At 65.9% G+C, this 21,456-nt stretch carries 20 protein-coding genes and 1 pseudogene; 8 read left to right on the top strand and 13 right to left on the bottom strand.

The window, feature by feature from the left end; genetic code table 11:
- Positions 1-52: 52 nt before the first annotated feature.
- Positions 53-1,153, top strand: coding sequence for an archaeosine biosynthesis radical SAM protein RaSEA (locus J0X25_RS29495; protein ID WP_207287489.1), 1,101 nt, complete (start codon positions 53-55; stop codon positions 1,151-1,153).
- A gap of 21 nt (positions 1,154-1,174) precedes the next feature.
- Here J0X25_RS29495 and J0X25_RS29490 read toward each other — a convergent pair whose 3' ends face one another.
- From J0X25_RS29490 to J0X25_RS29475, 4 genes are all read right to left on the bottom strand, one after another.
- Positions 1,175-4,381, bottom strand: coding sequence for a PAS domain S-box protein (locus J0X25_RS29490; RefSeq protein ID WP_207287488.1), 3,207 nt, complete (start codon positions 4,379-4,381; stop codon positions 1,175-1,177).
- A gap of 143 nt (positions 4,382-4,524) precedes the next feature.
- Positions 4,525-5,217: a phosphoribosylformylglycinamidine synthase I gene (gene purQ / locus J0X25_RS29485; protein WP_207287487.1), complete on the bottom strand. Its 693-nt coding sequence runs from the start codon at positions 5,215-5,217 to the stop codon at positions 4,525-4,527.
- Between the two features lie 59 nt (positions 5,218-5,276).
- The gene (purS, locus tag J0X25_RS29480; RefSeq protein WP_207287486.1) at positions 5,277-5,528 is read right to left on the bottom strand and encodes a phosphoribosylformylglycinamidine synthase subunit PurS; all 252 of its coding nucleotides are present in this window, start codon (positions 5,526-5,528) and stop codon (positions 5,277-5,279) included.
- Between the two features lie 114 nt (positions 5,529-5,642).
- Positions 5,643-6,911, bottom strand: coding sequence for an MFS transporter (locus J0X25_RS29475; protein ID WP_207287485.1), 1,269 nt, complete (start codon positions 6,909-6,911; stop codon positions 5,643-5,645).
- A gap of 276 nt (positions 6,912-7,187) precedes the next feature.
- Between J0X25_RS29475 and J0X25_RS29470 the strand changes: the two genes are divergently transcribed.
- Positions 7,188-8,138: a formyltetrahydrofolate deformylase gene (locus J0X25_RS29470; protein WP_207287484.1), complete on the top strand. Its 951-nt coding sequence runs from the start codon at positions 7,188-7,190 to the stop codon at positions 8,136-8,138.
- A 63-nt stretch (positions 8,139-8,201) separates the two neighbouring features.
- On the opposite strand, the gene J0X25_RS29465 is transcribed toward J0X25_RS29470, so the two are convergent.
- Together J0X25_RS29465 and J0X25_RS29460 are read right to left on the bottom strand one after the other, a co-directional pair.
- A complete protein-coding gene (locus J0X25_RS29465; RefSeq protein WP_207287483.1) occupies positions 8,202-8,360 on the bottom strand; it encodes a DUF7576 family protein in 159 nt (52 codons plus the stop codon).
- Between the two features lie 195 nt (positions 8,361-8,555).
- A complete protein-coding gene (locus J0X25_RS29460; RefSeq protein ID WP_207287482.1) occupies positions 8,556-9,440 on the bottom strand; it encodes an IS1595 family transposase in 885 nt (294 codons plus the stop codon).
- Positions 9,441-9,644: 204 nt separating this feature from the next.
- Here J0X25_RS29460 and J0X25_RS29455 point away from each other — a divergent pair.
- Positions 9,645-9,835 (top strand): annotated as a pseudogene (locus J0X25_RS29455) (acetamidase/formamidase family protein); the annotation flags it as partial.
- A gap of 152 nt (positions 9,836-9,987) precedes the next feature.
- Here J0X25_RS29455 and J0X25_RS29450 read toward each other — a convergent pair.
- The 3 genes from J0X25_RS29450 to J0X25_RS29440 all read right to left on the bottom strand — a co-directional run bounded on the left by J0X25_RS29450 (position 9,988) and on the right by J0X25_RS29440 (position 12,228).
- The gene (locus J0X25_RS29450) at positions 9,988-10,611 is read right to left on the bottom strand and encodes a hypothetical protein (RefSeq protein ID WP_225896646.1); all 624 of its coding nucleotides are present in this window, start codon (positions 10,609-10,611) and stop codon (positions 9,988-9,990) included.
- A gap of 162 nt (positions 10,612-10,773) precedes the next feature.
- Positions 10,774-11,793 (bottom strand): phosphoribosylaminoimidazolesuccinocarboxamide synthase, encoded by a 1,020-nt coding sequence (locus tag J0X25_RS29445; RefSeq protein ID WP_207287481.1) that lies wholly within the window; start codon positions 11,791-11,793, stop codon positions 10,774-10,776.
- A 144-nt stretch (positions 11,794-11,937) separates the two neighbouring features.
- Positions 11,938-12,228 (bottom strand): hypothetical protein, encoded by a 291-nt coding sequence (locus tag J0X25_RS29440; protein ID WP_207287480.1) that lies wholly within the window; start codon positions 12,226-12,228, stop codon positions 11,938-11,940.
- Positions 12,229-12,470: 242 nt separating this feature from the next.
- Here J0X25_RS29440 and J0X25_RS29435 point away from each other — a divergent pair, with 242 nt between their 5' ends.
- Together J0X25_RS29435 and cofH are read left to right on the top strand one after the other, a co-directional pair.
- Positions 12,471-13,268: an alpha/beta fold hydrolase gene (locus J0X25_RS29435; protein ID WP_207287479.1), complete on the top strand. Its 798-nt coding sequence runs from the start codon at positions 12,471-12,473 to the stop codon at positions 13,266-13,268.
- Positions 13,269-13,413: 145 nt separating this feature from the next.
- Positions 13,414-14,793, top strand: a complete 1,380-nt coding sequence (gene cofH, locus J0X25_RS29430; RefSeq protein ID WP_207287478.1) for a 7,8-didemethyl-8-hydroxy-5-deazariboflavin synthase subunit CofH — start codon at positions 13,414-13,416, stop codon at positions 14,791-14,793.
- Between the two features lie 296 nt (positions 14,794-15,089).
- Here the strand turns inward: cofH and J0X25_RS29425 are convergent, their stop codons facing one another.
- Positions 15,090-15,650, bottom strand: a complete 561-nt coding sequence (locus J0X25_RS29425; protein ID WP_207287477.1) for a hypothetical protein — start codon at positions 15,648-15,650, stop codon at positions 15,090-15,092.
- Between the two features lie 573 nt (positions 15,651-16,223).
- Between J0X25_RS29425 and J0X25_RS29420 the strand changes: the two genes are divergently transcribed.
- A complete protein-coding gene (locus tag J0X25_RS29420; RefSeq protein ID WP_207287476.1) occupies positions 16,224-16,982 on the top strand; it encodes an SDR family NAD(P)-dependent oxidoreductase in 759 nt (252 codons plus the stop codon).
- A gap of 90 nt (positions 16,983-17,072) precedes the next feature.
- Positions 17,073-17,522, top strand: coding sequence for a nucleoside deaminase (locus J0X25_RS29415; RefSeq protein ID WP_207287475.1), 450 nt, complete (start codon positions 17,073-17,075; stop codon positions 17,520-17,522).
- Positions 17,523-17,533: 11 nt separating this feature from the next.
- Here J0X25_RS29415 and cofG read toward each other — a convergent pair whose 3' ends face one another.
- The gene (gene cofG, locus J0X25_RS29410; RefSeq protein WP_207287474.1) at positions 17,534-18,724 is read right to left on the bottom strand and encodes a 7,8-didemethyl-8-hydroxy-5-deazariboflavin synthase subunit CofG; all 1,191 of its coding nucleotides are present in this window, start codon (positions 18,722-18,724) and stop codon (positions 17,534-17,536) included.
- Positions 18,725-18,878: 154 nt separating this feature from the next.
- Here cofG and J0X25_RS29405 point away from each other — a divergent pair, with 154 nt between their 5' ends.
- Positions 18,879-19,037: a hypothetical protein gene (locus tag J0X25_RS29405; protein ID WP_207287473.1), complete on the top strand. Its 159-nt coding sequence runs from the start codon at positions 18,879-18,881 to the stop codon at positions 19,035-19,037.
- Between the two features lie 78 nt (positions 19,038-19,115).
- On the opposite strand, the gene cofC is transcribed toward J0X25_RS29405, so the two are convergent.
- Complete coding sequence (gene cofC, locus J0X25_RS29400; protein WP_207287472.1) at positions 19,116-19,790, bottom strand: 2-phospho-L-lactate guanylyltransferase; 675 nt, start codon at positions 19,788-19,790, stop codon at positions 19,116-19,118.
- 258 nt (positions 19,791-20,048) lie between these two features.
- Complete coding sequence (locus J0X25_RS29395; RefSeq protein ID WP_207287471.1) at positions 20,049-21,230, bottom strand: tubulin/FtsZ family protein; 1,182 nt, start codon at positions 21,228-21,230, stop codon at positions 20,049-20,051.
- Positions 21,231-21,456: the final 226 nt, after the last annotated feature.

The following is a 21,456-nucleotide window of genomic DNA, read 5'->3' as shown; positions in this document are numbered from 1 at the left end:
ATCGCGATCCCATACGAAGGCGCTTTACGCGCCGGGCTGCTTGCGTCTCCTAATGAGTAAACCGAGCCCCGAGGTCTACGAGCAGGGCAAGGGCATGGACGCCCACAATCAGGCGATGCGGGAGATCCGCTCGCGCAAGGAGGCGAGTTACGACCCCCACGAGCCCACCCGCGTCTGGCTCGACGAGGACAACACGCCCGACGGCGTCAAGACGAGCCTGACGATCATTCTCAACACCGGCGGCTGCCGGTGGGCCCGCGCCGGCGGCTGTACGATGTGCGGCTACGTCGCCGAGAGCGTCGACGGCGGCTCCGTGAGCCATGAAGCCCTGCTGGACCAGATCGACGTCTGCCTCGCACACGAGGACGAAAACGCGGACGACCCCGCCGACCTGATCAAGATCTACACGTCCGGCTCCTTCCTCGACGAGCGCGAGGTCGGCGCCGAGACCCGCCGGGCGATCGCCGACACCTTCGCCGACCGCGAGCGCATCGTCGTCGAGTCGCTGCCGGACTTCGTCGACCGCGAGAAAATCGCCAACTTCACCGACCACGGGATCGACACGGACGTCGCGATCGGCCTCGAGACGGCAACGGACCGCGTCCGGCACGACTGCGTGAACAAGTACTTCGACTTCGCGGACTTCGAGGACGCCTGCGCGGCGGCCGCCGCTGCCGACGACGACGCTGGCAGTACCGCCGAGGCGGGGATCAAGGCCTACCTGCTGATGAAGCCGCCCTTCCTCACGGAGTCGGAAGCCGTCGCGGACATGATCGCCTCGATCGAGCGCTGTGCCGACGTCGCGGGCTGTCACACCGTCTCGATGAATCCCTGTAACGTCCAGCGCTACACGATGGTCGACGAACTCTATTTCAACGACGGCTACCGCCCGCCGTGGCTCTGGTCGGTCGCCCACGTGCTCGAGGAGACCGCGGACGTCGACGCCATCGTCGTCTCGGACCCCGTCGGTCACGGCTCCGATCGCGGGCCCCACAACTGCACGGAGTGCGACGATCTGGTGCAAAAGGCGATCAAGGACTTCGACCTTCGGCAGGACCCCTCGGTGTTCGAGCAGGTCTCCTGCGAGTGCGAACTGACCTGGGAAACCGTGATGGAACGCGAGCGGAGCTTCAATCAACCGCTGACGCGCTGACGCGACGGCGGGCCGTTCGAATCAGTCGCTGGTCGCCGTCGCGTCGCTCGCCGGTTGGGCTAACTCGGCGTCGGCCCGGGGCACCTCGAGCGTGACCACGGTTCCCCGCGGCTCGTTGGGTTCGAAGCGCAACTGACCGCCGGACTGGCCGACGACGAGCGTGGCCATCCAGAGGCCGAGGCCGCTGGCGTGGCGCAGTTGCGTGATCTCCCGCTCGCCTTGCAGTAGTTCGCGTTCTTCGTCGGGTATTCCGGGGCCGTCGTCGGCGATGGACACCGACAGCATTCCGTCCTCGGTCCGATCGCACACCGAGATTTCGATCGACGGCGTCGCGCCGTCGTGGTGTTCGACCGCGTTCTCGAGCACCTGGTAGATCGCCGTCTGGAGCGACGCGTCGGCGCGGGCGAACGTCCGGTCGGGAGCCGAGCAGTCGACCTCGACGGCCGGATAGGCGGCCTCGAGTCGGGCCGTCGCTTCCGCGACGGCGTCGGTGAGGTCGATCGGCCCCGTCGTGGCCCGTTCGCGCTCGAGGACCCGTTCGACGGCGCGGGTCTTCTCTGCGAGGCCGATGAGTTCGCCGGCCCGCTCCTGGATGGTCGTCGCGTACTCGACGTCGTCGTCGTCGACGGCTTCGGCGAGCATCTCCGCGCAGCCGTCGATGATGTTCATCCCGTTGCGCATGTCGTGGCGCAGCACGCGATTGAGGATCTCGACGCGTTTCTGGCGCTGCTTCTGGTCAGTGATGTCGGTGTAGAGCCCGAAGACGTAGCCGGACGATTCGTCCACGTTCATGGGGACGATCCGCATCATGAAATCGCGCAAGCCGTCGGCCGTCCGCCGCCTGACCTCGGCCTCGGCGATCTCGCCGTTGCCGCCGCGGCGGGTGAGCGCCTCGGCTTCGTCGGCGCGGTCGGCGGGAACGATGAACCGATCGAGCGGTTCGCCGACGAGGGTCTCCTCGTCGTAGCCGAAGGTGCGCTCGAAGGCGGGGTTGACCGACTGGACGATCGCGTCGCCGTCCTCGTGGCGCGCGCTGACCACCGCGTCGGGGACGTTCTCGAACAACGCGGCGAACCGGTCGCGTTCGGCCCGGAGCTGTTCCTCGAAGGCGAGCCGATCGAGCGCGTCGGTGACGTGGGACAACAGGAGTTCGGCCAGTTCCTCGTCCTCGCGGTCGAAGGCGCCGACCGTCGTCGAGACCGCCTGAAAGACGCCCCAGTCGCCGACCGGCGCGGACAACACCGAGCGCAACCCGTCGTCCCGCGGCTCGGCGTCGGGGTCGTCGGTAATGTCGCCGATCCGGTAGGTTTCGCCCGTCCGGTAGGTCCGGCCGGCGATCCCCTCGTCGATATCCAGCGGTCGATAGAACTCGCCCTCGAGCGTCGAGGAGAGGGCGGCTTTGACGAGCGTGTCGTCCTCGACGCGGTCGACGACGCAGAGATCGAAGTTGAGAACCTCCTCGGCGGCATCGACGGTACACTCGTAGATCTCGGCGCGGCTCTCGCAGTCCTCGAGCCGGGACGCCACGTCGTGGAGGCCCTCGATCTTCGCCTTCCGTTCGACGAGTTCCCGCTCCATCCGCTTGCGGTCGCCGATGTCGCGAGCGATCCCGACCAGCCCCTCGATCTCGCCGTCCGAACGCAACAGCGCCGTGTTGACCTCGGCCGGGGACCGTTCGCCGTCGCGGTCGACCAGCGTGATTTCGTAGGTCGCGACGTTTCGTCCGCCCTCGCTCGCCAGCTCCTCCGCGTGGCGGGAGCCGCGTTCGACGCTCTCATCGGTGATGACCGTCGAGACGTGCTCCCCGAGAAGCTCGTCGCGAGCGTAGCCACACGTCCTCGACATCGTATCGTTGACGGCGACGAACCGCCCCTCGGTGTCCAGTTGATAGACGCAGTCGCCGACCGTCTCGACGATCGTCTTCGTCTGCTCGAGTTCGCGCTCGCGGGCCGCCCGATCGAGCGCGGCTTCGGCCGTCGCGGCCAGCACGTGCACGAGGTGGATCTCGGCGAGATCGAGATCCTCGCCGCCAACCGACGCCACCGACAGCATCCCGTGGTCGCCCATCGGGTAGAGAATCGACTTGCCGACGTCGATTTCGAGGTCGTAGGGGATCCGCTCGGTCGGGACGTCCTCGACGACGAACGGCTCGCCGTCCTCGAAGGGGTCCCAGAGCACCTGATCCGACGGATCGATCGAAGAGATGTCACCCGTGACGTCGTCGAGTCGCTCGCTGCTCGCGGCGAGTTCGAGCGTCTCCGTCTCCTCGTCGTGAAACCGGAGTGCAGCGAGCGGGTTGTCGATGACGTGTTCGGTCGCGTCGGTCACGATCGCGGCGATCTCCGCGGCCGACTCGGCGCGCATCAACTCCCGGGTCGTCTCCTGGAGCGCCTCGAGGGCGTTTGCGCGCTTGCGTTCGGCGGTGACGTCCTGAACGAGCGAGATTACGCCGACGATCTCGTCGTCGCGCGGCGAGCCGCCGTACGACCCGCCAGAATCCGCGTTCTCGCCGGTCAACCGCATGTTGACCCACTCGCAGGTGATCGTCGTCCCGTCCTTGCGGACGTTCTCGTTGGTCCGCCAGGCGGTGTTTCCGTCGAAATCGCCGTCGAGCAGCCGTTCCCAGTGCTCGAAAACCTCGTCCCGAACGTCGTCGGGGACGATCAGATCGGTACCGGACTCGCCGTAGGCCTCCGATTCCGCGTAGCCGAACAGTTCCGTCGCCGCCGGATTCCAGCTCACGACGTCGAAGTCGGGCGACCACTCGATGATCGCGAGCGGCGACTGATCGATGAGCGACGTGAACGGATCCGGGAGGGCGGATCTCGAGTCGTGAGTCGGCGGGCTTGCAGCGGTCGTCGACGCGGTATCCCCGCCTTCGAGGAGCGCCTCGAGACGAGTCGCGAGCGTCTCGACGCCGTCGGCTTGCGGGACGTAGCCGTCGGCGCCGGCGGCGATTACGTCGCCGGCCAGCGATTCGCTGCCGTCGGCCGGGAAGACGACGAGGGGGACGTCGGGGCGGCGCTCCCGGATCCGCCGGCAGCACTCGACCGGGTCGGCGTCGGAGAGCCCGTCGGTCGTCACGACGCAGTCGGCACTCGAGAGGGCCTCGAGACAGTCGGCGACGGTGCCGACGGTCGTGACCCGATCGCTGTGCTCGCGTAGTTTCCGACCGGTTCCGTCGGCCGCGTCGGGGCAGACGTAGACGACCCGCGTATCAGATTCCATGCACCCGTCCCTCCACGTTGGATATGTCGGCGTCAACGAACTGCTGTGTTATTACTGTTCGACTCGACTCAGAATCTGAGTCGCGGCGAAATCGACGGTTCAACGGGACCGGTCGAGCCGGTAATACGCGCTTCAGAGGACAGCTACGTCCCAGAATCGGCCTCTTCGAACCCGCGGAGGACTCCCTGCCCGTCGGTCGATCCGACGTCGGGCAGCGTCGCGCGCTCGGGATGGGGCATCAACACCGCGACGGTCTCGCGCTCGCCGAGGACCCCCGCCACGTTGTGCTTCGAGCCGTTGGGGTTGACGTCGGGGCCGGTCTCGCCGTTCTCGTCGCAGTACCGGAAGAGGATTCGGCCCTCGTCCTCGAGCGTCGCGAGTCGGTCGTCGTCGATCTCGTAGCGACCCTCGCCGTGGGCGATGGGGACCTCGATGACCTCGCCCTCGTCGTAGCGGATCGTCCACGGCGTGTCGTCGCGCTCGACGCGCAGGGAGACGTGCTCGCACTGGAAGCGCGCGCTCTCGTTGGTCGTGAACGCGCCTTCGGTGAGACCGGACTCGCAGCCGATCTGGGCGCCGTTACAGACGCCGAGGACGGGCACGCCGTCGGCCGCGGCCTCGCGGACCTCGGCCACGATCGGCGACCGCGCGGCCATCGCGCCCGCACGCAGGTAGTCGCCGTAGGAGAACCCGCCCGGCAGGACGATCCCCGACGTGTCGGTCGGGAGGCCGTCCTCGTGCCAGACGATTTCGGCGTCGATTCCGAGGTGCTCGAGCGCCCGCTCGGCGTCGCGGTCGCAGTTCGAACCGCCGAATCTGATGATCGAAACCGTCACAGTCGCCACCCCGCGGTGTTGCAGCAGGCGGTTTCGATCAGTGTGGGAGAGACCGTCATCTACCGCTCGTCGACCTCCACGTCGTAGTCGTGGATGGTCGGGTTCGCCAGGAGCCGTTCTGCCATCTCGCTCGCGCGCTCGCTCGCGGCGTCGGCCGACTCGGCCTCGAGGTCGACCTCGAAGCGATCCGCCGCGCGCAGCTCCTCGAGGTCGAAGCCGAGTCGCTCGAGGGCCTGCTGGGTCGTCTCGGCCTCGGGGTCGAGAACGCCGCGTTTGAGTCGGACGGTCACCGTCGCGGTGTAGGCGGTCATCACCTGATACCCCGTAACCGTGCTCAAAAACGCTTTCGGGTTGGCGCTGTAGTACACGTTCGTGAATACTCGAGGGGCGGCTCGACGAGTCGCGTACCGACGGCCGACCGACCGTCAGACGTCCGTTCGGGCGACTCTAACCGCGAGGAAGAGCCCGGCGGAGAGCAGCCCGACGACGGCAGCGCCGACGAACGGTACCGCGTAGCCGCCGAACTGATCGATGCCCAGACCGACGCCGTACGGGACGAGGGTTCCGGCGACGGCGAATCCGATGGCCGTCACGCCGAAGAGCGTGCTGAGATCCGCCGTTCCGAAGAGGTTCGCGAGGAGCGGCGACATGAGCGCCGCGGTACCGCCGTACCCGAAGCCGATGATACCGGAGAGTACGAGTACGGACGCCGGCGTCGGAGCGGCGACGAGCAGGAGCATCGGCACGCACATCAGGACGACGCAGACGGCCATCATTCGATCCGTCCCGATGACGTCGGCGGCCCAGCCGGCGGTGAACTTGGCGACGACGTTCATGCCGCCGACGATGCTGAGCGCGATGACGCCGATCCGGCGGGTCACGCCGGCGGCGTCGGCGAAATCGACGAGGTAGACCAGGATGGCGTTCGCCGGAACGAACATCAACAACATGGCGGCGAACACGACGCCGAACAGCGGCGTCTTCACCGTCGACAGCGCCGTGTCGACCTGTTCGCGCATCGAACGGGGTTCGCCGCCGTTGGCCGTCGGGGCCACCTCGAACTCGCCGGTCGTGTCGGCGCCGACCGCTCGCGGTCGATCCGCGAGCAGGGCGACAGCGATGACGAGCGCGACGAAAAACATGGCCGCGAGGGCGAGGTAGGTTCCCTGCCAGCCGAGCGCGCCGATGAGTACCTCGACGAACGGCGGCATCGCGAGGATTCCGACGCCCCATCCCGACACGGCGACGCCGGTCGCCAGGCTCCGACGCCGCTCGAACCAGCGCGGCGGCGTCGTGTACGCCACGACGAACGTGATCCCCATTCCCGCGGCGGCGACGACGCTGTATGTGGCGAGGACCCAGTAGAACGACGGGGACTGACTCGCGCCGAGCAGTCCGACACAGATCAGCGCCGCGGCGAGGACCAGCAGTCGCTGCAGCCCGTACCGATCGATCGCGAACCCGAGCACGGCGGCCCCGCTGAACGTGACGAACGACTGAATGCTGAACACCAACGAGGTGTTCGCGTAACTCTGGTCGAACGCCTCGAGAACCGGGCTGAGGAAGACGCTAAAGGAGAACATCGTCCCGGCCGTCATCAATGAGAGGGCGAAACACCCCACGACGACGAACCACCCGTAGTAGACGTCGGACTCGAGGAGTCGGGCCTGCAGTAGGTTGGGAGAACGTGACATACGTGTACGGTTCCGGTTCCGCCCAATAACCGCCCACGTCCAGTACGGTTTTGCCGCCTCTTTCGATTTCGTAGCGCCGTCGAGACGCCGTCGTTCGCAGAATCCCGTCTCGGGACCGCAATCGGCCGGTGACGACTCGGAACGTACTGTCATCGGACGATATTTTTCGGTACGCTGTCGTTCTCAGGAACATCAACAGAAAGCAGGACTTTTGACCACAGGTGGACTGAAGCACGTAGTGATGGATCTACATTCGCTCGAGCGGAGGTGGCAGCGATGACGACCGACGTAACCGAGATCACCGTGATCGGAGACGACGACACCGGACTCATTGCCCGGGTGACGAGCCTCCTGTTCGAGCGCGGAATCAACATCGAGGACCTCGATCAGGCGGTTCGCGACGGCGTCTTCCGGATGTACCTCGCCGTCGATACCTCGGAGATGGTCTGTACCAAGGAGACCCTCCGCGAGGACCTCCACGAGCTCGGCGACGACCTCGGCCTCGACGTCCAGGTCCGGTTCCCCGCCGACCGCGAGAGCCAGCAGATCGCCGTCCTCGTCACGAAGGAGAGCCACTGCCTCGAGGCGATGTTCGAGGCGTGGGCCAACGACGAACTCGGCGCCGACATCGGCGTCGTCATCGGGAATCACGACGACCTGCAACCCCTCGCGGAACACTACGACGTCCCCTTCCACGACATCGGCGACGAGGGCGGCCAGCAAAACGAGGAGAAACTGCTCGACCTCCTCGCCGAGTACGACGTCGACCTGATCGTCCTCGCGCGGTACATGCGCATCCTCAGCCCGAACGTCGTCTTCCGCTACGAGGACCGCATCATCAACGTCCACCCCTCGCTGCTGCCCGCCTTCCCCGGCGCGGAGGCCTACCGGCAGGCCGTCGAGGAGGGCGTCCGCGTCGCGGGCGTCACCGCCCACTACGTGACGACCGACCTCGATCAGGGACCCATCATCACCCAGCGCGCGTTCGACGTCCCCGACGATGCCAACCTCCCGGAGATGAAACGCCGCGGCCAGCCCCTCGAGGCCGACGCCCTGCTCGAGGCGGTCAAACTCCACCTCAACGGGGACGTCTCCGTCCACCGCGGCCGGACGTCGGTCCGGGAGAACGGCACCGACTATCAGCTCGGCCTCCCCGAAGAGGTCGACGAGTTCACCCCGGACCGACCGGTCGACGGCATCGGCGACGTCGTCGCGAACGAACAGTAGCGGCCCTCGGTTCTCGAGAGCGTTTTCGCGTCCCCCCAAGCGGTTCGCGCGTCGACGCTCGAGCTACGCCTCCCAGCTCTCGAGGCAGTCGTCGCTACAGAAGTGGTGGTAGACCGCTTCACCGTCCTCGACGGTGGTGACGACGCGGTAGTCGGAAGACGATGCAACGGAGTCGCCACACTGTCGGCAGTCCGGTGAGTCCTCGTCCGTCGAATCAGCCATTAGGCGACCGAAGGGACGAGACTCACTTTAACGAACTTGTTCCGGCGGTATCAGCCACGGTCGACCGAACCGGGGCGTTCGCGCCGAATCGGACCCGTCGCACGACGGTAAACGGCTGCCGGCGTCCCCACCGATCGGAAGCGCAGCCGAGCCTGTCAAAATCAAGGAACGCTCTTGTGTAGCACTTTGTTGATTTCACAGCGTAGCTTTGACAGCATGTTTGAGGGCTTCTCTCCCTGGTTTCCGCAGTAGCTTGCGTCGAAGTTGAAACGCTCGGAGATACTGTGTAAGCTTATCTTTTGAGATGCCTCGATGAGGCGAGAGCCACGGTCGCAGCAGCGATCCGTGGCTCTCGCAGGTGTTGACGTGTACGTTTTCGTCAGCGTATTCGCCGTCGCCGTGGACGACGTATTCGCGGTCGAATGCGTCGTCCTCGGCAAGTGGATCGTAGGCGCGAAATCCGTCAGTGTAGACGGTCAGTGGCTCCTTCTCGCGGTTTGCGAGAAGGAGCCGAATCGTCGATTCATCGGCTGATTTCGCTGGGATCACGTATCGATCGCCGGTGCCACGATCGACGATCGTGAACACCGGCGGTTTGTCCTGATCGTACGATCCTCGTCCACGTGTGGACAGGCCACGCGAGCGCGACTCTTGGTCGCGCTCGCGGCCTTTTAGCCCTGCAGAAACGTAGACTTCGTCGATTTCGACCGGACCAACGAGGTCGAGCGAAGGCGCGTCGAGCGCCTTCGTAAAGCGCTCGACGCGCTGGTAGATCGTTTTGTACTGGACGTCGATCTCTAGCTGAAGTTGGCGAAGACTCGTGTTAAACCGAAGAAACGCATAAATCGAGAACAGCCACTTTCTGAGTGCGACTTTCGAGTGGGCGAAGATTGTGCCGGTCTTATCGTTGAACGTGCGGTCGCAATTCTTACAGAGATAGCGCTGAAAGTGCCCATAGCTGCCGTTCTTGACCGCCAGGTCAGAACGGCAGCGAGGGCAAGTAACACCGTTACGCCAGCGAACCTGCGCCAACAGGTCCGCTGCGACCGATTCCGACCCAAACACATCTAGCGGAATCATGCTTAACGGACACCGCTGACGCGGTGTCCTTGCTCTCTTCGATTCCACAGCGATAGCTGAGCAGTATCAACAATCTCCTACAGAAGAGCGATCAAGGAAAGAAGTGTTCGAAACGCGGGTTCCGGCGACAGTAGCCTCATCGAGAGCGGCATCGAAGTTTGGTACGTTATGGCACAATGAGGGGAGCGGGAAGCCCAACAGGAACTGTTCGTCGATCAGTACACACTTGGACTGGTCGGTCCGGACCAGGAGTGGGCGGGAACCGTCGCGGACGGCGGGACGATCGAGACGTACACGCCGCCGGGCTGCTGGGGGCCGATCTCACCCCCGAGTTCCGCGGCGGTCACGAGGTCACGCGGCCGATCCGCGTCGAGGGCGCCGAGGTTGGCGGGGCCCGAAGCGAATCGACGGGACGCCCCTCGAGGACGAGCCGGAAACGGACGCGGAGTCGTGGAACGCGTGACGGTCGGCGCCCTGCTCGAGTTCGGAACGCGAACCGCGATCGTCCCGACAACGAGAAAATGCAGGGGTTTCGGCTACGCAGCGGTTACACACCCGTTGCGCCCGACGTCTGGCCCGATCGTGACGTCTGCAAGATCCCGTACGCGCTGACGAGAGACAGGATCATGATAAGGATGCCGGCCGCGACGTTGATCTGTATCACCAGGGGTCGACTAACCCCGAGGACGAACGGCGCCGCGGTCGTCCACGCGCCGAGCAGCGCCAACACGCCGGCGAGGGCGATGATCGGCTTATCCTGACTGATCCGAAGCGCGTGGACCGACGCGAGTACGGCCATCGTCGCCCCCAGTAGAACGTTGTGGATCCCCATCCAGTGGGTGATGGTGAACACGGCCGTCGAAACCATGACGAATGCGCTGATGGCCGCTGCGAGTCCCACCGTCCGTTCTGCTAGTACTAGCGTGCCGTCGCGGTTGATCACGCTCAGTACATCCGTCCGATCTAGGAGATTGTGCCGTCTCGAGGAGTCGGCGGACGAGGACCGCGCAGGCTGTGCGGGACCCCAGTCGTCCGACATCTGCGAGAGGACGGTGAATCCGATGATGACGAGGATAAACAGCGTCAGCATCCCGGTCGCGACGGCCGCGATTCCGCTGGTGAGGCTGAACGCGACGATACTCGCTGCGATTGCGCTGGCGGTGAAACTCATTGACGCTCGGTCGAATGTGTTTCGTCCCCCAACATGAGGGTTACTTATCCGTTTCGAGCGCGCCACACGGTAGCATCTGCCGCATTCTGCGATGGGCGACGACGGTCGAGCCGACGCCGGCGCCCGAGGCGACGGAGCGAGGACCGGCGCGATCGCGGCGGATTACAGCCGGCGGACCGCGCCGATGGCGCTCGAGAGGGGCGGCGCGTCGAACAGTTCCATCCCGGTGTAGGCGTTAGCACCGGCGCAGTAGAGGTCGCGGGCCGTCTCGACGACGCGCTCCTCGAGGGGCTCGGGCTCCGCGTCGCACAGGGACTTCCAGTCGGCGACGTCCTCGCGTTTCGCCTCGGCCTTGGCCGCCTCGACGGCCTGCACCCACTCGGGCTGGGTCCGCTTGTGATACTGCCGGAGGACCTCCTTGGAGAGCTGGGTGCCCTCGTAGCTGAAACGGTTCTCGTCGAAGGTACCGACGACGTCGGCGACGCGGATCTCTCCCTGACAGTAGCAACACTCGATCTTGCCGTCCTCGTGGACCAGCCCGGCGGACTCGGCTTGCTCGGTGACGATCCGGTTGACCTCGCTGGCAACCGACTCGAGGTCGTCTATCGCGGCCGCGCCGGCGATCTCGTCGGCCTCCGCGCGGTCGAGCTGCCGGTCGCTCTCCTCGTACTTCGTCGTGAACTCGACGATCGGGTCCTCGAGGTCGACGGCCTCGTCGGGCCACGCGTCGAGATCCAGGCCGTGGTCGGCGGGCTCGGTCCGATCGCGGAGGCTCGAGCCGACGGGAACGCGGTTCCGGAAGACGATCTCGAGGGGCACGAGGTAGTTCTCGCCGGCCTCGGCGTGGTACCTGTCGTAATCGTACTCCCGGCCTTCGTTGGGGAGGTCGGGCACCTGCGTGAGGTCGATGGCCATCTCCCAGGGCGGGCGCGAGGCGTCCTCGAGCGAGACGACGTCGCCGTTCTCGACGACACCGCGGTAGTGGGTCGGAACGCCTTCGGACTCGAGCAGTTCGAAGTTGAACGCGCCCATCGTACAGAGGCTGGCGCCCTTGTCGGGGATGCGGTCGGGCATCTGGCCCCAGTCGAAGACGGAGTAGGCGTCGGTGAAGACGAACGCGCCGTCGCCGAGTTCCTCGTCGGTCGCTTCGTCATCGATCCGGAACTCTTTGACGCTCGTCACGTAAGACACCTCGAGACGTGTCCGCGGCCGCCGTTCATATCCCAGTTGCCGTGGCCGGCCCCTAAGAAGGTTTCAGTATCGAGCGGGCGACTCGGCATCGGTGTCGGCGTCCGCTCGAGGGTCGAAACCGGTCGGGTTCCGCGTTCAGTCACCGTCGACGGTCGTGAGCAACTCGTCCGCGTTCCCCTGGAGCGGTTCCTCGAGGGTCTCGTCCTCGACCAGGTTGCGGAGCGTCGAATCGCACTGGGGCGTCGCCAGCGCCTCGAGCGCCTGCCGGCGATACCGGTCGTCGATTCGATCCTCGCGGACGAGCGCCGCGAGTTCGTCGCACTCGTTGGCCGTTTTCAGCTCGCGAATCGCGTCCGCGCGTCGCTCTTCGTCGGCCCCCTCGTCGAGAGCGAGGTCGACGCACTCCTCCGGTGTCCGTGAACTCATGGGTCACCGTTCGCGGCCGCCGCCGATAACTTCGGGACCTGCGTTCGACGGACGGGACGCGGAACCGACCCCTGAACCTCGCGCGTCTCGGCGCTGCTCGCCCGGGAACCGACGCCGTCGGCGACCGACGACGGACCAAGGGACTGACGCGACGCCGGTCCGTCCTCGAGTCCGTAATTTTCGCGCGCTTCCTGTCCGTATCGGTGCAATAGTCCGACACAGCTGGCGCTCCTTCGACGCGTATGGAGATGAATCACATCCGGCGTGGCGACGGCGAGCCGCTGCTCCTCGTTCACGGCCTGGGCGGAAGCTGGCGGACGTGGACGCCGGTGCTCGACGGGCTGGCCGCCGAGCGCGAGGTGACCGCCGTGGATCTCCCCGGTCACGGCGAGACGCCGCCGCTGTCCGGCGAGGTTTCCGTCGACACTCTTGCCGATGCGGTCGCCTCGTTTCTGACTGCGAACGATCTCGAAGGGGTCGACGTCGTCGGGAACTCGATGGGCGGGCGACTCGTCCTCGAACTCGCGCGTCGGGGCGACGTCGGCGCGACCGTCGCGCTCGATCCCGGCGGGTTCTGGACGGGCTGGGAACGGTACTTCTTCTACGCGACGCTCGCCCCGTCGATCCGCCTCGTTCGCGGGCTTCGGCCCGTGATGGATCGACTCGTGGACAGCGCCGCGGGCCGGACCCTGCTCCTGGCGCAACTCTCGGCGCGCCCCTGGGACCTGCCCGCCGACGTCGCCCGCGAAGAGATGCGGACCTTCGCCGACTCGCCGTCGTTCGACGAACTGTTGCGGCGGTTGGCGTTCGGTCCCGGCCAGCCCGGGACGGAGTCGACGCCGGGCCCGGTCGTGATCGGCTGGGGCCGCAAGGATCGGGTCACCCTCCCCCGACAGGCGAAGCGCGCTGCGAACCGATTCCCCAACGCGCGAGTCTACTGGTTCGAGGACAGCGGACACTATCCGCACTGGGACGCCCCCGAGGAGGCCACGCGGGTGATCCTCGCCGCCACGGCTCGCGAGACGTTCGACGGGTCGTGAGGACGAGACTCCGTACACGCCGGCGCGGAACGCGGCCGTGACCGAGAGAGTCGACCCGCACACACCGACCGGGACGTCAGTTCCTCGAGCGGGCGGGACGAACGATCCATCACCCTTTTCTCGCTGTACCGAGATTGATACGCCGATGGAGCGACCGGTGACCGAGGCAGACCTCACGTACGACCACGTTCCCGAGACCGACCAATCGTTCGAGAACGCACTCGAGAAGGCGCGCGCCGGCGACCGGCTCACGGTCGACGACGCCATCGAGTTGCTCACGACCGGGTCGGACAGCGACGGCATCGATCGCCGGCGCAAGGAACGAGTCCTTGAGGCCGCCGACCGCCGCCGCGCCGAGGTCGTCGGCGAGGAGGTCACCTTCGTCGCCAACCTGAACAACAACGTCACGACCGCGTGTAACGTGGGCTGTCTGTTCTGTAATTTCAAGGACGCCGCCCACACGTTCGAACGCGAGAGCGAGGTCGAGACCGCGGGCTTCACGAAAACCCCCGCGGAGTCCCGCGAGGTCGTCGCCGACGCCGTCGAGCGGGGCATCTACGAAGTTACCTCCGTCTCCGGCCTCCACCCCGCGTTCGCCCTCGACGACGAGCACCGGGAGATCCTCGAGGCCCACCCGAACCCGAAGGAAGTCAACTACAAGCCCCCCGAGGTCTACGCGACCAGCCCCGGCACCTACGTCGACCAGATCGCGGCGATGAGCGTCGACGGCGTCCACGTCCACTCGATGACCCCCGAAGAGGCCTACCACGCCCGCCGCGGAACGGAGTGGTCCTACGAGGAGGTGTTCCGCCGGCTGCAGGACGCGGGACTCGACACCGTCCCCGGAACGGCCGCCGAGATCCTCGTCGAGGAAGTGCGGGACGTGATCTGCCCCGGCAAGATCGGCACCGAGGAGTGGCTCGAGGCGATGGAGGCCGCCGCGAGCGTCGGCCTCGGCATGACGGCGACGATCATGTACGGCCACGTCGAGAACGAGGCCCACCGCGCGATGCACCTGAAGCGGATTCGGGACCTGCAGGACCGGACCGGAAACATCTCCGAGTTCGTCCCGCTCTCCTTCATCCACCAGAACACCCCCCTCTTCGAGCACGACGTGGTCTCCGGCGGCGCGAGCACCGACGAGGACGAACTCATGATCGCCGTCTCGAGACTGTTCCTCGACAACGTCGATCACGTCCAGTCCTCGTGGGTCAAGTACGGCGACGAACAGGGGCTGAAGATGCTCTCCTGTGGCGCCGACGACTACATGGGGACGATCCTCTCCGAGGAGATCACGACCCGCGCCGGCGGGGAGCACGGCGAGTTCCGGTCGTTCGCGGACTACGTCGAGATGATCTCCTCGATCGGTCGGGTCCCGGTCGAGCGCTCGACCGACTACGAGACGCGACGCGTCATCGACGCCGACGAGCCACCGTTCGGCCCGCAGTTGGGGCCGAAGGCCGACGGCACGCCGCTGCTGACCGACGACGAACGCGCTGAACGAGCAGTACCGGCCGACGACTGACCGGCCGATAGCGGCGGATTCGACGTTCGGCCGTCGGACGCCCCGCCCGAACTCTTGTAAACTATTTGAACTAGAAGCGCGTAGCCGATGCCGAGATAGTCGTCGACTGCGGCGTTGTGTCTGTCTTCCTGAGGATCGTGCGGTCCCCGTCTCGCCGCCGGTTATACGCCGAGTGATCGCTGGAAAAACAACGAAAGCGTTGACCGATCGTTCCACCGCCCGGAGCCCGGATAGCGCCGAACGGAGATCGGACCGCTGAGTGCGGCAAACTACGGGTTCCAGACGGTCGAAGGCGTTTAGTTTACTCCCTGCGGATCGAGGAGGCCGGCGACTGCACAGAGCAGGTTCCCGAGGAGGTTCCCCCCGCCCGACTGTGCATCTACGTTGACGGTTATCTCGGAGATATTGACGACGAGGCCCAGCAGGTTGAGGTCGATCGGGCCCAGATTGAGGAAGAGGATGTCACACGTTTGCTGCTGTGTACTCACCGTATCCTCTGCCGTTTCCGCGGGCTGTAGCGTCGCCGTTGCGCCCTCGAAAGTCCCACTATTCGTCTGCAACGCGTTCTCGTTGGCGTTGACATTAGGCAGGACTTCGGCAACGAACTCACCGGCCAGTTCGACGGTGTTTTCTCCCGTCTGTGTCGCTTCGGTAATCGTGACCGTGAGCGACTGGATGACGGCATTCTTGTTTCCGCTGACGATCTGGGCCTGATCGGCCACGTCGCCCAGCGGAACCGATCCCGTTGCGGATTCTTGGCCGGCAGCTGAGCCAGCGAGTCCCGCAACGCCGGTCGCCGCGACACCGGTTACTGCTGTACTTTTCAATATCGTTCGTCGAGTGGGATGGTCTGTCATTGCGATCCGGGTGGAACGGGGCTGCGATTCCGTAAAAACTGGCGCGACCGTTTCGGACGGTTCCTCTCGAGAATACGATACACGATCGATCGTCGATGCAATAGTACCGCAGTCCGGTACGTAACCCCTCTTCTTGGCGGTATCACAGATTCTGTTATCGATGATTAGTCGATCCACCGCCGATAATCGGCAGACGGTACGGCGATATATCGATTGGAAACGTTCGGTGTTCTGGACCGATTGCAGCGACCGCACCCGTTTCGGCTTTCCAGGAATCGCTCACGAACGCGGACTCGAGCGTTTCGTTTCAGAAATAGACCTTAGGCTGATAGAAGTCTGTGATTTTCTTCGAATCGTATTTAATATACACTCGTCACTTATGGCCAGAAGCCGGATTCCCCTTGTATACCAGTATCTGTCATTGACAGTAGATGTGACGAAATTCGAGCTTTCACTAGTGCCGTATAGTTGTCAACACAGTCGATACGGAAAATTTGTCGAGGATACCCGACTCGAGCCGGCAACCGATGCGTCGGAACCATCCTTTATGGGGACACTCGAGAACGTATGCGTATGCGACTCGAAGGCAAGACGGCGTTTATCACGGGTGCAGGGTCCGGCCTCGGCCGGGAAGCCGCAGAACTGTTCGCCGAGGAAGGCGCGACGATCGTCGCCGCCGATATCGACCTCGAGGGCGCCGAGGAGACGATCGACCGCGTCGAGGACATCGGACAGGCGGGGACCGCCCTCGAGTTGGACGTCCGGGACGCCGACGCGGTCCACGCGGCCGTCGACGAGGCGGTCGACGAGTTCGGCCTCGACGTCATGCTCAACAACGCGGGCGTCAGCCACGAGCGCGCGAAGGTAGAGGAGATCGACGAGGGCGAGCGCGACCGGGTCATCGACGTGAACGTCAAGGGCGTATGGAACGGCTGTCACGCCGTGATTCCACACTTCAGGGAGCAGGGGTCGGGCGCGATCGTCAACACCGCGTCGCTGGCGGGCGTCATCGGCGCGCCCCAGCTCGGCGCCTACTCGCTCTCGAAGGGCGCGGTCGTCAACTTCACGCGCACCGTCGCGGCCGAGGTCGGGCCGGCCGGCGTCCGGGCGAACGCGGTCTGTCCGGGCGTCACGGACACGGCGATGCCCCGGAAGAACCACACCGAGGAGGAGTGGGAGGCGAGGAAGGAAGAGATGTCGAAGTTCTATCCGCTCAAGCGACTCGGTGAGCCCGAGGACATCGCCAACGCCATGCTGTTCCTCGCCAGCGACGAAGCCGACTGGATCACCGGGCAGGCGCTGGTCGTCGACGGCGGCTTCTCCTGCACGTAGGACGTCGCGTTCCAGTCGCCGCTCACGGCGACTCGTTTCGCTCGCATCCGGCGGGGGAAGCGTTTCGGGACCGGCGGCCGAACGCCCGCTATGGCCACCGACGAGTCGTACGTCCGGCAGGCGATCGATCTCGCCGAATCGGCGGTCGAACACGGAAACACTCCCTTCGGCTCGCTGCTCGTCGTCGACGACGAGATCGTTCGAACGGCCGAGAACACCACGCTCACGGACGACGACATCGCCGCCCATCCGGAGTTCGAGCTGGCCCGGTGGGCCGCGAGCGAACTCGAGTCGAACGAACGCGAGTCGTGTACGATGTACACGAGTACCGAACCCTGTCCGATGTGTGCGAGCGCGATCGTCTACGCGGGACTGGGGCGGGTCGTCTACGGCGTCTCCGTCGAGTCGCTCGCGGAACTCAGAGACGGCGTGATCGAGATTCCCTGCGAGGAGGTCGTCGACCGGGCCGACGCGCCGACCGCTGTCGACGGACCGGTCCTGGAAAGTGAGGGGCTCGCGGTCCACGACGACTACTGGTAGCGCGTCCCCGCTCAGCGCGTCGCCGCCGCAGCGTTTCGGAGCACCGCGCGATACCGCTGCCCGGCCTCGTCGTCGGCCGCGAGCGCCTCGTGAATCGTCGGCGAAATCCACTCGCGGTCGGCGTTCGGCTCTCGCGTCGCGCCCTCGGCACCGGCGGTGCCGTCGGCGGCGACGCCGTCGAACCCGTCGGTTCGCAGGTCGTCGGGCAGGAACCGCTCGTAGACCGGTAGGCGTTCGCCGAGCGGCAGTTCCGCCGAGGCGGCGATCTCCTCGAGTTCGCGCAGCGCGGGCCACTTGTACTCGGGGTTGATGTGGTCGTCCGTGACCGGCGACACGCCGCCGAGGTCGTCGACGCCGCAGTCGATCAACTCTTTCGCGGGTGCGAGGTTCGGCGGCACCTGCACCGAGACCTCCTCGGGGAGGGCGACGCGGGCCATCGCCGTCACGTGGCGCATCGTCGCGAGGTCGGGCGACCCCTCCGACCAGCGCTCGTTGTCGACGACCGGCTGGACGATCACCTCCTGGATGTGATCGTAGCGCTCGTGCAGTTCGCGGATCGCGAGCAGGCTCTCCGCCCGGTCGCGCCACGTTTCGCCGATCCCCACGAGGATTCCGGTGGTGAAGGCGACGTCGAGTTCGCCGGCGTTCTCGATGGTCCGCAGGCGCTGGCCCGGTTCCTTGCGCCGCGGACCGGCGTGGGCGCCGACCTCGGCGGTCGTCTCGAGCATCACGCCCATGCTCGCGTTGACGTCGGCGACCTCGGCCAGCTGCTCGCGGGTCTGGTCGCCCGGGTTGGCGTGAGGGAGCAGTCCCTCCTCGAGGGCGACCTCGCAGGCCGCGCGCAGGTACTCGTGGATGGAGTCGTGGCCCCACTCCGCGAGTTGCGCGTGGATCTCGGTGTAGCGGTCGTCGGGGTCGTCGCCGAAGGTGAACAGCGCCTCCGTACAGCCCGCGTCGGCCCCCTGTCGGCAGATCTCTCTGACCTCCTCGAGCGAGAGGAGGGAGGCCTCTCCGGGCGGATCGAAGTAGGTGCAGTAGGTGCAGGTGTACCGGCACGCCGTGGTCAGCGGCACGAAGACGTTTCGCGAGAAGGTCAACGCCGCGGGTGCCTCGACGTCGGCGGGCGTGACCTCGAGGAGGTCCTCGACCGCCGCGTCGTCGACCGCGACGTCGACGCCGTACTCGCTCGCCCCGGGGAACATTACCTCAGATTCCCGGCGCTCGGCACATAAGCCCTTCACTTCCGGGCGTGGTCTCGACGCCGATCCGAACCGGCAGCGGCGGAGAGAGACGGATCAGTTATGGGAGCGACGGATCGGTTGTCTTACGGCGGTCGTCGCGCCTAGTGGAACGCACATGCTCGATATCGCACTCCATACCGGAACCGACCACCCAGATCTCCTGTGGATACTCGTCCCGAGTTTCCTGTCGTTCGTCGCGGGACTCACCGCGCTCGCGTACTCGGACCGCATCCGCGAGTGGATGCGCCCCGAGAGCGAGCCGACGTCCGACTGAGCGCCGCCCACACTCCGTTCGTTCGTGAATTCGATCGTCCAGCGGCGCGGCCGGCGTGTCGGCTGCCGGGCAGGAGGACTACTCGGTGGTCGAGTTCTCGAGTCGAGCGACGGTCACGCGGCCGCCGTCCGCGTCGAGTTCGAACCCGAGTTCCCGGAGCGACGCGGGGGCGCGGTCGGTCTCGGAGCCGTGGACCAGCACCTCGACGAGATCCGCGGGTTCGTCGACGTCGGTCGCCAGCCGGAAGGAGTCGACCGTCTCGAGGTTCGCGCCGACGTCGCGGGCGATCTCGCAGTGATCCAGGTAGGACGCCCCGTGGTAGTCCACCCGAAAGTCGGGGTGGCGAACGACCAGCGCGTTCGTGCCGCCGCCCCGTCCCGGTGCGACGGCCACGTCGGCGTCCGCGGAGAAGAGGGTCTCGAGCGCGTCGACCGTCGTCAGCGCGAGGTCGGCCATGACGACCGCGACGGCCTCGTCGCCGCACCCGTTCGGGAGGCGCGCGTTGACCGCCTCGGTGAGCGACCGCTCGTCGACCGAGACGGCCGTCGACACGCGAACGTCGTCCGCGATGGGGAGCGCGTCGAGGTCGAGCGGCGCCGTCGCCACGACCGTCGGTTCGTGACCCGCCCCGACGACCGCCGCCAGGACGTCCGCGAGCATGGCTCGAGCGACCGTCGATCGTTCCGACGGTGAGAGGGCGGCCGCGAGCCGCGTTTTGGGCTCCGTCGCGGCGAACGGGACGACGACGTGCATCGCTCGAGGGTACGCCGGTCGGACCCAAAAACACGTCGAACCGGGACCCAGTCGAATCGGGACCCGCGTCGAACCGGGACCCAGTCGAATCGGGACCCGCGTCGAACCGGGACCCGATTCCGTGCGATTACGGGTTCGGACCGCGGCGGCCTCCGCGCGGTTCCGCGCTCGGGCCACGCCAGTTACGGGCGACCACCGTCGTGCCCCCCGACACGAGTGCGGTCGCTGGCGTCGTCGGGTCGCGAAAGAACGGCGAGCCTAGAACAGCGGCTCGAGTTCGTCCTCGTCGTCTTCGACGAGTTCTTCGAGGTTCTCCTCGCTCTCCTGCTGGATGTCGTCTATGTTGTCCTGCGCTTCGATCGCGACCTGCTGGAGGCGCTTGATCCGCGGGACGTTCGTCACGCCGGAAAGCAGGATCGCTGCGGACACTTCGGGCTCCTCTCGCGGGAAGTCGCCACCGCGAACTTCCATGCTGCCCGTCTCCTCTTCGAGCCACTTCCGCCCGCGCTCTATGCCTTTCCGGTTGAGGTACTCCGGCGGACCGGAGAGCACGAGCAGGGCCCGCTCGGTGCCTTCGATCTCACACGGTAGCGTCAGCCGGCCCAGCGCGGCCTTGCGGACGAGGCTCGTGATGCGGTTGGTCGTGTTCGCCGCGTCGAGATCGTCGCCGCTGCCGCCACCGTCACCGGTGAATCGGGACAGCAGCCCGCCGCCGCTGTTCAGGTCGACCTCTTCGCTGGCGAAGCCGACCGTCGAGACGCCGCCGCCCGAGAGCGTGTTGATGATCTCCGAAGAGTCGACGACGCTCTCGGCGACCTCCTGTCCGTCGCCGACCTCGCCGGCGCCGAAGAGGATGCCGAATCGACGGACGATCTCCTCGTTGATCTGGTCGTAGCCGCCTTCGACGGACTCGCCGGTCTGTCGCCACGAGTCGTTGTCGAAGACCATGAGGTTGTCCACTTCGCGGACGAACGTCTGGAACGACCTGGCCGCGTTGAGCGTATAGATCCCGCCCTCGTCCGTGCCCGGCAGGACGCCGAGGCCGTAGACCGGGATCGTGTAGATCCGTTTGAGGTGTTTTGCGAGGACGGGCGCACCGCCGGATCCGGTTCCGCCGCCCATTCCGGCGACGACCAGAAAGGCGTCGACCTCGTGGGTGGGGATCGCATCGATGGCGTTTTGCACCTCGTCGATGTCCTCCTCGGCGACTTCCGCGCCGAGTTCGTTGTCTGCTCCTACACCGTGGCCCTTGACGCGGGCCTGTCCGATGAGGACGCGATTCTCCTGTGGTATGTTGTCGAGACCGATGAGGTCCGCTTTCGCGGAATTGACGGCTATCGCCGCGCGGACGATTCCGCTACCCGTCCGATCGTCGTAATCGAGGAATCGATCGACGATCTTGCCACCGGCCTGTCCGAATCCGATCATCGCCAGCTTCATTGTTTGTCAGGGGGCTCCGTTGGATTGGTACAGTGTGATCAAGGACATAAGTCTTTTGTTGAAGTGAATTTCACGACACCTTCAGTGTCTTCGAAAACCGCCAGCAGACGCCGAGGTTCTCGAGTGAGTTACGATCGATATTCCGATCGCTAGAAACGGCAGCCCTATCCTTTATACTAAAGCTTTGGGCTAATTGGGACACCCTTAAGTCGGGGTAGGAAACCGT

The organism is Haloterrigena alkaliphila, from assembly GCF_017352155.2.
Lineage (GTDB): Archaea > Halobacteriota > Halobacteria > Halobacteriales > Natrialbaceae > Haloterrigena > Haloterrigena alkaliphila.
Note: the sequence above shows the minus strand (reverse complement) of the source record. Positions and strands in the feature narration are given on the sequence as shown.

Bases quoted from the DNA above. Each gene is read 5' to 3' on its own strand.
- cofG (WP_207287474.1), bottom strand. From the start codon at position 18,724: ATGTTCCCCGGGGCGAGCGAGTACGGCGTCGACGTCGCGGTCGACGAC.
- J0X25_RS29460 (WP_207287482.1), bottom strand. From the start codon at position 9,440: ATGATTCCGCTAGATGTGTTTGGGTCGGAATCGGTCGCAGCGGACCTG.
- J0X25_RS29470 (WP_207287484.1), top strand. From the start codon at position 7,188: ATGACGACCGACGTAACCGAGATCACCGTGATCGGAGACGACGACACC.
- J0X25_RS29440 (WP_207287480.1), bottom strand. From the start codon at position 12,228: ATGAGTTCACGGACACCGGAGGAGTGCGTCGACCTCGCTCTCGACGAG.
- J0X25_RS29490 (WP_207287488.1), bottom strand. From the start codon at position 4,381: ATGGAATCTGATACGCGGGTCGTCTACGTCTGCCCCGACGCGGCCGAC.
- J0X25_RS29415 (WP_207287475.1), top strand. From the start codon at position 17,073: ATGGCCACCGACGAGTCGTACGTCCGGCAGGCGATCGATCTCGCCGAA.
- J0X25_RS29405 (WP_207287473.1), top strand. From the start codon at position 18,879: ATGCTCGATATCGCACTCCATACCGGAACCGACCACCCAGATCTCCTG.
- cofC (WP_207287472.1), bottom strand. From the start codon at position 19,790: ATGCACGTCGTCGTCCCGTTCGCCGCGACGGAGCCCAAAACGCGGCTC.
- J0X25_RS29420 (WP_207287476.1), top strand. From the start codon at position 16,224: ATGCGACTCGAAGGCAAGACGGCGTTTATCACGGGTGCAGGGTCCGGC.
- J0X25_RS29450 (WP_225896646.1), bottom strand. From the start codon at position 10,611: ATGAGTTTCACCGCCAGCGCAATCGCAGCGAGTATCGTCGCGTTCAGC.
- J0X25_RS29495 (WP_207287489.1), top strand. From the start codon at position 53: ATGAGTAAACCGAGCCCCGAGGTCTACGAGCAGGGCAAGGGCATGGAC.
- purS (WP_207287486.1), bottom strand. From the start codon at position 5,528: ATGACCGCCTACACCGCGACGGTGACCGTCCGACTCAAACGCGGCGTT.
- J0X25_RS29475 (WP_207287485.1), bottom strand. From the start codon at position 6,911: ATGTCACGTTCTCCCAACCTACTGCAGGCCCGACTCCTCGAGTCCGAC.
- J0X25_RS29395 (WP_207287471.1), bottom strand. From the start codon at position 21,230: ATGAAGCTGGCGATGATCGGATTCGGACAGGCCGGTGGCAAGATCGTC.
- cofH (WP_207287478.1), top strand. From the start codon at position 13,414: ATGGAGCGACCGGTGACCGAGGCAGACCTCACGTACGACCACGTTCCC.
- J0X25_RS29435 (WP_207287479.1), top strand. From the start codon at position 12,471: ATGGAGATGAATCACATCCGGCGTGGCGACGGCGAGCCGCTGCTCCTC.
- J0X25_RS29425 (WP_207287477.1), bottom strand. From the start codon at position 15,650: ATGACAGACCATCCCACTCGACGAACGATATTGAAAAGTACAGCAGTA.
- J0X25_RS29465 (WP_207287483.1), bottom strand. From the start codon at position 8,360: ATGGCTGATTCGACGGACGAGGACTCACCGGACTGCCGACAGTGTGGC.